Source organism: Celeribacter sp., from assembly GCF_048270365.1.
Lineage (GTDB): Bacteria > Pseudomonadota > Alphaproteobacteria > Rhodobacterales > Rhodobacteraceae > Celeribacter.
On the sequence record NZ_JBLWTA010000002.1, the window covers coordinates 101,042 to 115,102 of the forward strand.

Sequence of the window (14,061 nt, forward strand, 5' to 3'; positions counted from 1 at the left end):
ACAAATCTGTGTTCTCAAAGGAATTTTTGCAAAAACAACACATCCAGCCAGCGGTCGAATTTGAACCCGGCCTGTGGGATGCGCCCGGCCTCGGCGTAGCCCAAGGCCTTGTGAAAGGCGATGGACCCCGCGTTATCGGCATCAATCGCCGCGATCATCGAATGATGCCCCGCCTCGCGCGCATGTTGTTCGACCATCAGCATGAGTGTCCGCCCAAGACCAAAGCCCTGCGCCGCGTCGTTGAGGTAAACCGAGTGCTCCATCGTAAAGCGGTAACCATTGTTGCCGGGACGGAATTGGTCGTAGGTCGCGTAGCCCACCACCTCGCCCTGATGTTCGGCGACATAAAAAGCGCGGCCCCGGCTCAGGCGATCGGAGACCATCTCGGCCCAGGCAGTCTCGTTGCGTTCTTCCGACGAAAAAGACGCCGTCGAGCCAGCTATGACCGGCGCCATGATGGCTTTGAGCGCGGCAGCATCGGCAGGTGTCGCGTCGCGCAAGTAGGGTTTCTCAGTCATGCGATCCAAATCTCCCCAGAGGGTGTGCCAATCTCGGCGGTCAGACCGGGCGTTTGGGCTTGTACAATTCGAACATTCTCCATCGCCTCGACAAAAGGTGCAAGAGCGGCACGCAGCCCCTCTGCATCGGGGTGTGAAATCTTCAGCCTGCGAAAGGCCAACCCCGGGTCGAGCAGCTTCGGTGCCGGATGGTGCGAGTGCCATTCGATCAGCGCCGGGAAGCAATTATCAAAGGGCAAAATGCCGCTTTCCGGCACGATCATCCGCCAGGCATAGTCACCGCGTTGAAACGACATGATCCGACCGACGTCGGCTGGAGCACGCTCCCAGGCTTCTTCCAGATCGGCACAGGCCACGACCCAGTTCGTGAGTTTCGGCGTCCCGCCAAAATTGTCCAAATCGAACCACCGTGAAAAATCCGGGCGTTGCGCCTTCGGATCGGGCGCGATCACTTCGAGATAGGCCTTTTCCCCATCCGGGCGTGTCATCGCCACCAGACGGTTTTCCGTCGCCATATCCTTGTGTTCTCCACGCGGCCCGAAGGGAACCCCCAAAAGAGCCTCTGCCCAATCGCGCCCCTGTTCCAGATCGCCTGCGGAAATCACCAAATGATCAATCTGATAGGTCATTGCCCTTGTCCTTATTGAAACCTTTTAAAAAGGCCCCATTTCCATATAACGCACCTTTAAATCAACTTTCAGGAAAGACCAGAAAAAGACAATGCTCCTGCGCAAATTGGAACAGTTCTTCGACAGTGAGATTTCAGGCGGTATCGTGCTCATGGTGGCCGCCGTTGCTGCCATGTTCGTGGCCAATTCCTCGCTTTATCCCTATTACGATGGCGCCCTGTCATCGTATTTCACCGTTCAGCTCGGCGAAAACGGCCTCTCCAAGCCTTTGATCTTGTGGATCAATGATGGATTGATGGCCGTGTTCTTCCTCCTCGTGGGGCTTGAGCTCAAACATGAGCTGATGGAAGGCAAGCTCAAGAACCCGCGTGACGTGGTTCTGCCGGGCATGGCGGCCGTCGGCGGCATGCTTGTCCCCGCTCTGGTCTATTTCGCGCTTAATATTTCCTCGCCTGAAACGCATGGCGGCTGGGCCATTCCGGCGGCGACCGACATCGCCTTTGCGCTGGGTATTCTGGCGCTTGTGGGCGACCGCGTGCCCTCTTCGCTCAAAGTTTTCTTGCTGACGCTGGCGATCCTCGATGACTTGGGTGCGATCCTGATCATCGCGTTTTTCTACACCGCTGATCTGCATCTGGACTACCTGTTCCTGTCGGTCATTCCGCTGGCGATCATGTTCTACCTCAACCGTGCGGGCATTCACCGCATCGCACCGATCATCCTTTTGGGCACGGTGCTTTGGGTTCTGGTGTTGAAATCCGGTGTCCACGCGACGCTCGCGGGTGTGATCACCGCCTTCTTCATCCCGATCAAAGACAAATGGGGCAAGTCTCCGCTGCATTCACTCGAACATGCGCTGTCGCCCTATGTGTTCTTTCTGATCGTGCCGATCTTTGCCTTCGCCAACGCGGGCGTGGTGCTCACGGGCGTCACCCTTGCAGACGTGTTCTCGCCGCTGCCTCTGGGCATCGCCTTGGGCCTCATCGTCGGCAAGCAGGTCGGCGTGTTCGGCATGACCTGGCTTTTGGTCAAGATGGGCATCGCACAGAAACCCTTTGGTGCAACCTGGTTCCACATCTACGGCGTCGCAGCTCTCGCGGGCATCGGGTTCACAATGTCGCTCTTCATCGGCGGGCTGTCTTTTGACGATGCCTTCCACATGAACGAAGTGCGTATCGGCGTTCTGTCCGGCTCCGTGATCTCCGCGATCATCGGCTTTGTGGTGCTGAAACTCGCACCCGCTGAGGACGAAAAAGCCGCGTTGCAAGAGGCTGAAGTGACCGCGCCTGAGGTTCAGGAACCGGCGCAGTAAACGCCTCACAGACAAAGCAAAAGGGCCGGAGGGGCAATCCCCCGGCCCTTCTTCATTGCAGATCAAAATCTCAGATCAGTCTGTCGAGATCAGATCGAGGATCTGACGCGCCGCCGCCGGGATATTCGTCCCTGGCCCAAAGATCGCTTTGACGCCCGCGTTGTAGAGGAATTCGTAATCCTGCTGCGGGATCACCCCGCCACAGATCACGATGATGTCCTCGGCGCCCTGCTCTTTCAGCGCTTCGATCAGCTTCGGCGCGAGCGTCTTGTGCCCCGCCGCCTGCGACGAGATGCCGACGATATGCACATCGTTGTCGATGGCGTCTTGCGCGGCCTCTTCCGGCGTCTGGAACAGCGGACCTACGTCCACGTCAAAACCGATGTCGGCAAAGGCGGTGGCGATGACTTTCGCGCCTCGGTCGTGGCCGTCTTGCCCCATCTTGACGACGAGCATGCGCGGGCGACGCCCGGCTTTCTCGGCAAAGGTTTCGACGTCTTTCTGGATCTGGGCAAAGCCCTCGTCGCCCTCGTAAGCGGCGCCGTAGACCCCCGCCAGCGTTTTCACCTCGGCGCGGTGACGTCCGAATGCTTTTTCCATGGCCATCGAAATCTCCCCTACGGTTGCACGCGCACGGGCGGCCTCGACCGCCAGCGACAGGAGGTTGCCCTCGCCGGATTTCGCCGCCGCTTCCAAGGCGCCGAGGGTTTCCTCGACCTTGGTGGCATCGCGGGTGGCTTTGATCTTGTCGAGGCGGGCGATCTGGCTGTTGCGCACGGCCACGTTGTCCACGTCGAGAATGTCGATCGGGTCTTCCTTGTCCTTGCGGTATTTGTTGACGCCGACGATGACCTCTTCGCCCCGGTCGATATTGGCCTGACGTTTCGCGGCGGTCTCTTCGATCCGCAGCTTCGGCATGCCGGAGTTGACGGCCTTGGTCATGCCGCCCATCTCTTCGATTTCCTCCATCAGGGCCCAGGCCTTGTCGGCCAGTTCCTTGGTGAGGCTTTCAACGTAGTAAGACCCCGCCAGCGGATCGACCACATTGGTGATCCCGGTTTCTTCCTGAAGGATCAGCTGCGTGTTCCGGGCGATGCGCGCGGAGAACTCGGTCGGAAGCGCGATGGCCTCGTCGAGCGCGTTGGTGTGCAAGGACTGCGTGCCGCCCAGAGCCGCCGACATCGCCTCATAGGCGGTGCGGATGACGTTGTTATAGGGGTCTTGTTCCTGCAAGCTCACGCCCGAGGTCTGGCAGTGGGTGCGGAGCATCTTGGACTTTTCGAGCTTCGGTTCGAACTCGTCCATCACGCGGGTCCAGAGATAGCGCGCGGCGCGCAGCTTCGCGGCCTCCATAAAGAAGTTCATGCCAATCGCGAAGAAGAACGACAGGCGGCCCGCGAATTTATCGACATCCATCCCCGCGTTGATCGCGGTGCGCACATATTCGCGCCCATCGGCCAGCGTGAAGGCGAGCTCCTGCACGAGGTTCGCACCCGCTTCCTGCATGTGGTAGCCGGAGATCGAGATCGAGTTGAATTTCGGCATCTCGTTGGCGGTGAATTCGATGATGTCCGCGATGATCTTCATCGAGGGTTCCGGCGGGTAGATATAGGTGTTGCGCACCATGAACTCTTTCAGAATGTCGTTCTGAATGGTCCCGGCCAGAAGCGCGCGGTCATGGCCCTGCTCTTCGCCCGTCACGATGAAACTTGCGAGGATCGGAATGACTGCGCCGTTCATCGTCATCGAGACGGAGACCTTGTCCAAAGGAATGCCGTCGAAGAGGATTTTCATGTCTTCAACGGAGTCAATCGCCACACCGGCCTTGCCGACATCGCCCACCACGCGCGGGTGATCGGAATCGTAGCCGCGGTGCGTTGCCAGATCGAAAGCGACCGAGACACCTTGCTGACCGGCGGCCAGCGCCTTGCGGTAAAAGGCGTTCGATTCCTCGGCAGTCGAGAAGCCCGCGTATTGGCGGATGGTCCAGGGACGGCCCGCATACATCGTCGCCTTCACACCGCGCGTAAAGGGCTCAATCCCCGGCGTGTTGCCGAGATGGTCCATGCCCGCAAGATCGTCCTCGGCATAGAGCGGCTTGACCTTGATGCCTTCAAGCGTGTCCCACTCAAGGCTCTCAAGCGGCTTGCCCCTGAGTTCCTTCGTGGCAAGTTCTTCCCACTTTTTCCTGTCCGTCATATCCGGCTCCTCTCCATATTCTTTGCGCAACACCTTGAAGTGCTACGTTCAACCTTGGTTTGGCCCTCTCATCGTCCTATATAAAGGAGACCCGCGGGAGGACCGATGAAACATCTCTATGTCACAGCACTTATTGCGCTTTTTCTCACGTCACCCTTGGCGCCGACTGTAGCCTTTGCACAGGACACCCCGCCCGAACCGGAGACCGTCGCCGAAGCGCCGGCCCCTCTGATCCAAGAGGCGGGCGACACCGAGCTTTCCGATTTCAAATGGGCCGCGCGTGTGCTGGTAATCTTTGCCGACAGCCCGCTGGACCCCTCTTTCAGCGACCAGATCGCTTTGCTGGAAAACCGCCCTGACGCACTTTGGGAACGCGACGTGGTGGTTCTGACCGACACCGACCCGGACGCCCGCTCGCCGATCCGCACGGCACTGCGCCCGCGTGGCTTTGCGCTGGTGATTGTGGACAAGGACGGCCGTGTCATGCTCCGCAAACCCGCACCTTGGAACGTCCGCGAGATCACCCGCGCCATCGACAAAACACCGCTCAGACAGCAAGAGCTGGAAAGCGGGCGGTAACTTACTCCGCGAAATCCTCGCGCAGGGGAATGCGGCCAAAGGCGATTTTGGCGCCGGTGTAGGCAACGTGATGCGGCGGCAAGAGGCCGTAGCGCACCGTATCCTGACCAAAGCGCTGGTTGAGCCGGTCGATGGCCAGACAAAGCGGCGCGCGGTCTGCCTGTGGCGCAAAGAGATCGTCCATCACGCGCGCCTCCTTGATCAGCCCGCCCAGCGTCACAGAGACGGCCTTCGGGCGCGGCGTCGGGGGCAGATCGGCCCAGAGCCCGGCCAAGACCTCCAAAAGAAAAAACGTGTCCTGAGTCGCGCGAAGCGTGCTGTCGCGATAATGCCGACGCCGGCCCTCGATCTTCTCGCCATTCTTGACGCTGATCGACAGGCTGCGGGCGAAATAGCCCTCGCGACGCAGGCGCGCGGCGGCTTTGACCAACAGACGCCGTGTGACCAGACGCGCGCCCTCTGGCGTGGCATTCGGTCCCGTCAAAACCTGCCCGTGCCCGATCATGCCGCGTTTGGTTTCCGGCCAGACCACCGTCTCGCCGCGCAACTCGCGAATAAACCGTTCGCCCGTGACATTGCCCCAAAGCGCGCGGGCGCGTTTCGGCGCGATGCCATAGAGCGTCGTCACGTCGTGGATGCCCGCCGCCTCCAGCCGCGCTTTCATCCGCCAGGACACACCCGGCAGGTCGTCCAGCGCCAGATGCGCGATCCGATCCGGCAAAACCTCGGGCACCAACCAATTGAGCCCCATGGGTTTTTCCAGCTCGGCAGCGATTTTTGCCAAAAGCCGCGTGGGCGCCAGCCCCACCGAACAGCGCAGCGCCGGATTGATCGCCAACACCGCCTGTTGAAGCGCCCGCCCGATCTCTAACGCGCGCGGCAGCTCCTGTTCCGAGCCCATCAACAGGCAGGAACATTCGTCGATCGACCAGACCCGATGCACGGGAATAACCGTTTCGACCGCCTGCAAAATCGCATGGTGATAGTCGACGCAGACGTCGTGTTTCACCGGACGAAAGACGATCCCCGGACAGAGCCTGCGGGCCTCGTCTTGGCGCGTGCCCATGCGCACACCGCGCCTTTTCGCCTCGGCACTCGCCGCGATACAGGCGGCGTTCGGCGCATCCGTCGTCAAAACACCCACGGGACGCCCCATCAGCGCAGGCTCTTCGGCCTGCGCCACGGAGGCGTAGTAGCTGTTCATATCGAAGAAAAGCGTCGAAACGCGCAGGTGCGAAAGCTGGGACATGACCGGGCAGACAAAGGGGCAGACGGGAATGGGAAGATACGCCCAAACTAGAACAAAATGAGAACATTTGTCCAGCCTCCGCGTCTCTCCCCCTCACATATGCCCGCCCGGCCGTCATGGGTTATTCGAACTCCATGATCACTTCGTCGACGGCCAGGCTGTCACCGGGGCCAGCGTTGATTTTGGAGACCACGCCTTTGCGCTCTGCGCGCAGGATGTTTTCCATTTTCATCGCTTCGACGGTGCAAAGCGCCTGACCTTCTTGAATCTCGTCGCCCACTTCGACATTGACCTTTACGATCAGACCCGGCATCGGGCAGAGCAAAAGTTTCGAGGTGTCCGGCGGCAGTTTCTCGATCATGAATTTCGACAGTTCTGCGGCACGCGGGCTACGGACGTAGACCTTGAGATCGGCGCCCCGGTTGCGGATGCGGAACCCGCCGGGGATTTTGCCGACTTTCAGCGTCAAAGTGCCGTGATCCATATCGATCAGCGCCAAAGTGTCGCCCGGCACCCAAGTGCTTTCGCAACGATGTTTCTTGTCGTTGATCAACACGGTGGAGCCGTTTTTGTCGGCCTCGATGGTCAGCGGGAAATCGTGATCGCCGATCTGAACCACCCAATCGGTGCCCACGGTGCGCTCGTGGTTGTCCATCCGGCCCGAGATGCGCGTGCGACGGATTTCCGCGACACGGTACATGGCGGCGGCGGCGGCGGCGATGCGCTCGAGGTCCTCATAGGGCAGCTCCGCGCCTTCGAAACCTTCGGGATATTCCTCGGCGATGAAGGCCGTGGTCATGTCGCCGGAGACGAATTTCGGGTGATCGTAAACGGCGGAAAGGAACGGTAGGTTGTGGCCGATGCCCTCGACCTCGAACGCGTCCAGCGCGTTGCGCATGTTTTCGATGGCCGTCGCACGATCCGGGCCCCAGGTGCAGAGTTTGGCGATCATCGGGTCGTAATACATCGAGATTTCGCCGCCCTCATAGACGCCGGTGTCATTGCGCACGACATTGGTTTTCGTGACGATTTCTTCCGGCGGACGGTATTTGGTCAAACGCCCGATGGAGGGCAGGAAGTTGCGATAGGGGTCCTCGGCGTAGAGGCGGCTTTCCATCGCCCAGCCGTTGATTTTCACATCGTCCTGGGTGATCGAAAGCGGTTCGCCATTGGCGACGCGGATCATCTGTTCCACAAGGTCCACGCCGGTGATCAGCTCGGTCACCGGGTGTTCCACCTGAAGGCGGGTGTTCATTTCGAGGAAGTAGAAATTGCGGTCGCCATCGACGATGAATTCGACCGTGCCCGCAGAGGTGTAATCCACGGCTTTCGCGAGTGCCACGGCCTGTTCGCCCATGGCTTTGCGGGTCGCCTCATCGAGGAAGGGCGACGGCGCCTCTTCGATGACTTTCTGGTTGCGGCGCTGGATCGAACATTCGCGTTCGTTGAGGTAAATGCCGTTGCCATGCGCGTCGCAGAGCACCTGAATTTCGATGTGGCGCGGCTGGGTCACGAATTTTTCGATGAAAATCCGGTCGTCTCCAAAGGAGCTTGCGGCTTCGTTCTTGGACGACTGAAAGCCTTCGCGGGCCTCTTCGTCGTTCCACGCGATCCGCATGCCTTTACCACCGCCGCCGGCGGAGGCTTTGATCATCACCGGGTAGCCGACCTCGTTGGAGATTTTCACCGCCTCGTCGGCATCCTCAATGAGGCCCATGTAGCCGGGAACCGTCGAGACACCCGCCTCTTGAGCGAGTTTTTTCGAGGTGATCTTATCGCCCATGGCTTCGATCGCGCCTTTCGGCGGGCCGACAAAGGCGACGCCTTCGGCAGCCAGCGCCTCGGCGAATTTCGAGTTCTCGGACAAAAAGCCATAGCCCGGATGCACGGCCTGCGCGCCGGTCTGTTTGATCGCGTCCATCACCTTGTCGATGACGATATAGGACTGGTTCGCCGGCGGCGGACCGATGTGCACCGCTTCGTCCGCCATCTGCACATGCAACGCGTGTTTGTCCGCATCCGAATAAATGGCGACCGTCTTGATCCCCATTTTCTTGGCGGTTTTCATCACCCGGCAAGCGATCTCGCCGCGGTTCGCAATCAGGATCTTGTCGAACATGTCCTGCCCTCTCCCTTTCTTAAATCAGTCCCGACGGGCGGCTGCCCGCTGCCGGATCGTCAGTTTCAAACACGAAAAAGCTCCCCGGACAGTTACGTCCGAGAAGCTCTCAACACTCCGATCCAAAGGCCGCGTCAGACGGCCGTTCAGACGGTTATGATCAGTTACAGATGCCTGCGTCGTCGCAGTAGGTGCCTGCGAGCGCACCGAGAGCCGCGCCAGTGAGCGCGTTGTTGTCGGTCGCATCGGCGACGACGGCACCAGCGGCGGCACCTGCGAGGGCACGTTCGCCGTCTGTCTGCAAACAGCCCGCAAGGGCGGAGACGGAAACGAGGGAAAGGATAAGAATGGATTTGCGCATTTTTCTGCTCTTGATGTGGTTATGACTGAGCCAATGCTAGCCCAGGTCAACCCCATCGAAAAGAGAATTTCGCCAGCACCGCGGGGATGGGCGAAACCACGCCCAAGTCCATGCCCAGCCTCATCGCCAATCACATCCCCGTTCAGAACGCGGCCTGAAAAGAAAGAGTGGCGAGGGCCGCGCGGGGGGGGCACGGACCTCGCCAGAGGGGAAGGGTAACGGTTTTCAGAACAGGCTCCGACGTTGCTGGTCGTCGTTGCCATGAGGAAAGGATGGGATGTAATCCGCTCGCTCACAAGGCCATGCCCGCCCTGCCCGTCCATATGGGCAGCAGTTCGCGCAAATGCCGGTATGCCAAGCGAAAACCCGCGCATCAGTCCCTCATGTCCTCATCATTGTCGCCGTTCCACATTTCGTCCCAATCGGGCATCTCTTCGTCCTCACCTTCGGCGAAGATTTCCGGGAAAGAGGCCATGGCGCGGCGCAGGTCGATCTGCAAAAGCGCCTCATAGGACGCCGGATCGAAATCTTCCGCGTCAGCCGGCACCACTTCGCGCCCGAAAAGCCAGGACAGACGCCCGGCATCGAGATTGCCGCGTTCGAATTGTTCTTCACCGAAATGCTCCCAGAGCGCTTTCATGAATCCGGCATCTGCGCGTTTGTCGGCCGGTTTGCGGTCCTTGTAACGCTCCAACGCTTTCAGAGGCGTCACCCCTTTCGGGTTGGCGCGTCGAATGACGAATTGATAATCGGAGCCGGGCAAACGCCCCGGAAACCCCTTGTGTTTGAGCATGTAGTCGCGTGCCATCAGCTGTCTCCCTCATCAGGTCTGCGCGCAATCAGGTCGATCTCGACCAGTGCGCCCACGGCCAACGCGGTCACGCCCACTGTGGTGCGCGCCGGAAGCCGATCGAGAGGGAAGTAGCTTTTGTAGGTGTCGTTGAACAGGGCGTAGTCGCGTTCGAACTCTGTCAGGAAACAGCGACATTGCATAATATGCGCGGCGCCAAGCCCCAATTCGCCCAGAATGAGCAGAAGATTGTCCATCACGCGCCGGGTCTGCGCCTCGATGCCTTCGGGCAGAGGCGCGTCGGGGGCGTTCGGGTCGGTCGGCATCTGGCCGGTGAGAATGACCCAACCATCGTCCTCGACCGCATGCGAAAACGGCGCGACGGGACGCGGGCCATTGGAGAACATGTGGAACTTCGGCGCCATATCAAAATGCCTCCCATTCACAGAGGCCATCCACCGGGCGGTAGGCCTCAAAGACCTGCGCCACCTCCGGGTCGGTGGAGCCGAATTCGGCGGGCGCCTCGGAGAGCGAAATAATGATCATCGCAGGCGTGGGCGTGCTGAGGCGCGGCAAGGCGTAGCTCACGCATAGCGCCGAAAGATCGGCCTCAAGCTCTTCATAAGACAGATCTTTTAAATAGCGTGGAAGCTCAGGCGCCAAAAACCGAAACCGCGCGGTCAGCCCCATGGCGGGCTGATCCATCACCGTGTCATAGAATGTCACAGGCTGGCCGGAGGGCACGGTCAAACCTTCGGCCTCGACAGGCGTCAATTCCGCCAAGGCGGCAAAGCCCACGACAGAGGCCAAAGCCGCAGATGTGATCCGTTTTGCAATCATGTCATGGCCTCCTCTGTCTTCGTGTCTCTCACGGTATTTCTTTGAGCGAACCGGACCCAACGGGCGCGGTTGTCGGGATTATCCAGCACCGCCTGAATGCGGGCTTCGCTGTCTTGTTTCGGGAACCGCCCCGCGATCATGCCGCCTGCGGTGATCTCCAAATCTGCGCCTTGCACCGCCACCCGCACCACGGGCGCCAGCCCGCGCAGGGATTGCAGCGCCCGCCACATGTCCTGACGCACCTGATGCGCCACGCGGGATTTACGCAGATCCGCCCCGCCTTCGATCACGGTCGTGGCCGCGACATCGAAATGCGCGGGGCTCCGGCGCGCCACGATGAGCGCGCCGTCCACCTCGGACATATGCCAGCGAGAACGGCTCATAGCATTCCGCCTCAGAGCGGAATATTGTCGTGTTTCTTCCACGGGTTCTCGAGCTTTTTATTGCGCAAGCTCGCGAAGGCCCGGGCCACACGTTTGCGGGTCGAGCGCGGTTGGATCACCTCGTCGATGAACCCGCGTTCCGCCGCCACAAAGGGGTTCGCGAACCGGTCTTCGTAGTTTTGCGTGTGGGCCGCGATTTTGTCGGCATCGCCAAGGTCGGCACGGTGGATGATTTCGGTCGCCCCCTTGGCGCCCATCACCGCGATCTCGGCGGTCGGCCAGGCGTAGTTGAAATCGCCGCGCAGGTGTTTCGATGCCATCACGTCATAGGCCCCGCCGTAGGCCTTACGGGTGATCACGGTCACTTTCGGCACAGTGGCTTCGCCGTAAGCAAACAGGAGTTTCGCACCGTGTTTGATCACGCCGCCATATTCCTGAGACGTACCCGGCAAAAAGCCCGGCACATCGACCAGCGTCAGCACCGGAATTTCGAAAGCATCACAGAAGCGCACAAAACGGGCGGCTTTTTTCGAACTGTCGATGTCGAGACAGCCCGCCAGCACCATCGGCTGGTTCGCCACCACGCCGACCGTCTGGCCTTCGAGGCGGATGAAACCGGTGATGATGTTCTTGGCGTGGTTTTCCTGAATCTCGTAGAAATCGCCCTCGTCCGCGATCTTGTGGATCACTTCTTTCATGTCATAGGGCGTGTTCGCGTTGTCCGGGATGATCGTGTCGAGCGAGGCTTCGATCCGGTTTGGCTCATCAAAGAACGGGCGCACCGGCGCTTTTTCGCGGTTGTTGAGCGGCAGGAAATCGACGAGGCGACGCACTTCGGAGAGCGCTTCGACGTCATTCTCAAACGCGCCGTCGGCGACGGAGGATTTCTTGGTGTGGGTGGAGGCCCCGCCCAGTTCCTCGGCGGTCACCACCTCATTCGTCACGGTTTTCACCACGTCGGGGCCGGTCACGAACATATAAGACGTGTCTTTCACCATGAAGATAAAGTCGGTCATCGCGGGCGAATAGACCGCCCCACCGGCGCACGGCCCCATGATGACGGAGATTTGCGGCACGACGCCGGAGGCCATGATGTTGCGCTGGAACACTTCGGCATAGCCCGCGAGCGAGGCGACGCCTTCCTGAATCCGTGCACCACCCGAGTCGTTGAGACCGATGACCGGCGCGCCGTTTTGCACCGCCATATCCATGATCTTGACGATTTTCTCGGCGTGGGTTTCCGACAAAGACCCGCCGAAGACCGTGAAATCCTGCGAAAAGACATAGACCATCCGCCCGTTGATCGTGCCCCAGCCGGTGATCACACCGTCGCCATAGGGCTTGCTGGCTTCCATGCCGAAATCGGTGCAGCGGTGGGTTTTGAACATGTCGAACTCTTCGAAGCTGTCTTCGTCGAGCAGCAATTCGATGCGTTCGCGCGCGGTCAGCTTGCCCTTGGCGTGCTGGCTGTCGATGCGACGCTGCCCCCCTCCCAGGCGGGCGTCATCGCGGCGATCGTGAAGTTCTTTGATGATGTCTTTCACGGGTAGGCCTCCTCGTCATTTCATCCGCACCATAGGCGGAAGCAATAATATTTCATAGCGGAGTCTGGCAGATTTGCAAAAGATGCAAAGCATAGCGACTGAAAATCGCAAAAATGCAAATTTTAGCTCCTCGAAACACCCTTGTCGCGCAGCGCAGTCCCATGCCTGTGCGCAGCATCTCTCGCAACCTGTGCAAAAACCAATCCGCGCTGCGCCAGAATCTCCGTAGACAGAAAAACAGACCCACCTATGGTGACGCAATGGCTCAAAAACCGATCTCACGCTTTCTCGACAGGCGCACGCCGCCGCATATTTTCACGCTCGTCCTAATGGCCGGTATCCCCGCCATGACCATGAACGTCTTCCTGCCTGCACTGCCGGAAATGACCGAGTATTTCGGCACGGAGTATAGTGTGATGCAGCTCTCCATCGCGATCTTTCTCGCCGTGAATGCTGCGTTGCAATTGGTGGTCGGGCCGCTCTCCGATCGCCTTGGACGCCGCCCGGTTCTGATTGGCGGCATCGTAATTTTTCTCGCCGCAACCCTCGGTGCGATCTATGCCCCATCAGCGCAGATCTTTCTGTTGATGCGGGCGGTTCAGGCCGGGATCGTCACAGGCATGGTCTTGTCCCGCGCCATCGTGCGCGACATCGTGCCCGGCGAAGAGGCCGCGCAGATGATCGCCTATGTCACGATGGGCATGTCGCTTGTGCCGATGGTCGCGCCGACCGTGGGCGGCTATCTGACCAAGCTCTTCGGCTGGCAGAGCAGTTTTTGGCTTTTGTTCGCCGTTGGCCTTGTTTTGCTGGTGATTGTCATCTTCGACTCGGGCGAAACCGCGCCCAAATCCGGTAGATCGGTACGCGACACCCTGCGTGGTTTTCCCGAATTGCTGCGCTCGCAACGCTTTCTCGGCTACGCCATCTCCGCCGCCACCGCCTCTGGCGCCTATTTCGCCTTTTTGGGCGGCGCGCCCTTTCTGGGCTCCAATATTTTCCACCTGACCGAGGACCGCCTTGGCCTTTACATGGCGGCCCCCGCCGTGGGCTATTTCTTCGGCAATTTCCTCGCCGGGAAATTCTCCGCCCGTCTTGGCATGAACACGATGATCCTCATTGGCGCGGGCATTTGTTCGCTGGGCGTCTTTGCCTCGCTCGTGCTCTTTCTGATCGACCGCGCAACCGCCGAAAGTTTCTTTGCGCTCATCACACTTTTGGGCCTGGGCAACGGCATGCAGCTACCAAATTCCATCGCCGGATCGCTCTCTGTCCGCCCCCATTTGGCGGGCACCGCGGCGGGATTGGGAGGTTCGATGTTCATCGGTGGCGGCGCCATCCTGTCGGCCTTTGCGGGCACGGTTTTGACCGAAGACGGCGGCGCGATGCCGCTTTTGGTCATCATGCTCTGTGCGTCTTTCTCGTCTATTCTGGCGGCACTCTGGGTCATTCACCGCGAACGCAGCTTCGTGGACAACTGACCTCATCGCCACACACTGCACACCTGTGCTGCGGCGTTTCTCCTCTTGCCAGACGGGGTT

14 protein-coding genes are annotated in these 14,061 nt (G+C 60.0%); 3 read left to right on the forward strand and 11 right to left on the reverse strand.

Features of this window, described 5'->3' with window-relative positions:
• Positions 1 to 14 precede the first annotated feature (14 nt).
• A complete protein-coding gene (locus ACN0X0_RS03075) occupies positions 15 to 518 on the reverse strand; it encodes a GNAT family N-acetyltransferase (protein WP_417262807.1) in 504 nt (167 codons plus the stop codon).
• Complete coding sequence (locus tag ACN0X0_RS03080; protein ID WP_417277962.1) at positions 515 to 1,147, reverse strand: VOC family protein; 633 nt, start codon at positions 1,145 to 1,147, stop codon at positions 515 to 517. The genes ACN0X0_RS03075 and ACN0X0_RS03080 overlap by 4 nt, the downstream gene beginning before the upstream one ends.
• 91 nt (positions 1,148 to 1,238) lie before the next feature.
• Between ACN0X0_RS03080 and nhaA the strand changes: the two genes are divergently transcribed.
• The gene (nhaA, locus tag ACN0X0_RS03085) at positions 1,239 to 2,459 is read left to right on the forward strand and encodes a Na+/H+ antiporter NhaA (RefSeq protein ID WP_417277963.1); all 1,221 of its coding nucleotides are present in this window, start codon (positions 1,239 to 1,241) and stop codon (positions 2,457 to 2,459) included.
• A 75-nt stretch (positions 2,460 to 2,534) separates the two neighbouring features.
• Here the strand turns inward: nhaA and scpA are convergent, their stop codons facing one another.
• A complete protein-coding gene (scpA, locus tag ACN0X0_RS03090; protein WP_417277964.1) occupies positions 2,535 to 4,658 on the reverse strand; it encodes a methylmalonyl-CoA mutase in 2,124 nt (707 codons plus the stop codon).
• Between the two features lie 105 nt (positions 4,659 to 4,763).
• Here scpA and ACN0X0_RS03095 point away from each other — a divergent pair, with 105 nt between their 5' ends.
• Positions 4,764 to 5,237: a DUF4174 domain-containing protein gene (locus ACN0X0_RS03095; RefSeq protein WP_417277965.1), complete on the forward strand. Its 474-nt coding sequence runs from the start codon at positions 4,764 to 4,766 to the stop codon at positions 5,235 to 5,237.
• 1 nt (position 5,238) lies between these two features.
• Here the strand turns inward: ACN0X0_RS03095 and ACN0X0_RS03100 are convergent, their stop codons facing one another.
• From ACN0X0_RS03100 to ACN0X0_RS03135, 8 genes are all read right to left on the reverse strand, one after another.
• Positions 5,239 to 6,486: a type VI secretion protein ImpB gene (locus tag ACN0X0_RS03100; protein WP_417277966.1), complete on the reverse strand. Its 1,248-nt coding sequence runs from the start codon at positions 6,484 to 6,486 to the stop codon at positions 5,239 to 5,241.
• Between the two features lie 121 nt (positions 6,487 to 6,607).
• A complete protein-coding gene (locus ACN0X0_RS03105) occupies positions 6,608 to 8,605 on the reverse strand; it encodes an acetyl-CoA carboxylase biotin carboxylase subunit (RefSeq protein WP_417277967.1) in 1,998 nt (665 codons plus the stop codon).
• Positions 8,606 to 8,765: 160 nt separating this feature from the next.
• Positions 8,766 to 8,966, reverse strand: coding sequence for a glycine zipper 2TM domain-containing protein (locus ACN0X0_RS03110; RefSeq protein WP_167599947.1), 201 nt, complete (start codon positions 8,964 to 8,966; stop codon positions 8,766 to 8,768).
• Between the two features lie 373 nt (positions 8,967 to 9,339).
• Positions 9,340 to 9,759: a hypothetical protein gene (locus ACN0X0_RS03115; RefSeq protein WP_417278223.1), complete on the reverse strand. Its 420-nt coding sequence runs from the start codon at positions 9,757 to 9,759 to the stop codon at positions 9,340 to 9,342.
• A gap of 14 nt (positions 9,760 to 9,773) precedes the next feature.
• On the reverse strand, positions 9,774 to 10,181 hold the full coding sequence (locus ACN0X0_RS03120) for a RidA family protein (RefSeq protein ID WP_417277968.1): 408 nt from the start codon (positions 10,179 to 10,181) through the stop codon (positions 9,774 to 9,776).
• Between the two features lies 1 nt (position 10,182).
• Entirely contained in the window at positions 10,183 to 10,596 is a 414-nt protein-coding gene (locus ACN0X0_RS03125; RefSeq protein ID WP_417277969.1) for a DUF6497 family protein, read from the reverse strand.
• A complete protein-coding gene (locus ACN0X0_RS03130; RefSeq protein WP_417262798.1) occupies positions 10,593 to 10,979 on the reverse strand; it encodes a hypothetical protein in 387 nt (128 codons plus the stop codon). Before ACN0X0_RS03130 ends, ACN0X0_RS03125 begins: the two co-directional genes overlap by 4 nt.
• A gap of 11 nt (positions 10,980 to 10,990) precedes the next feature.
• Positions 10,991 to 12,523 (reverse strand): acyl-CoA carboxylase subunit beta, encoded by a 1,533-nt coding sequence (locus ACN0X0_RS03135; protein WP_417277970.1) that lies wholly within the window; start codon positions 12,521 to 12,523, stop codon positions 10,991 to 10,993.
• Between the two features lie 260 nt (positions 12,524 to 12,783).
• Between ACN0X0_RS03135 and ACN0X0_RS03140 the strand changes: the two genes are divergently transcribed.
• Positions 12,784 to 14,001: a multidrug effflux MFS transporter gene (locus tag ACN0X0_RS03140; RefSeq protein ID WP_417277971.1), complete on the forward strand. Its 1,218-nt coding sequence runs from the start codon at positions 12,784 to 12,786 to the stop codon at positions 13,999 to 14,001.
• The last annotated feature ends 60 nt before the right edge of the window (positions 14,002 to 14,061 follow it).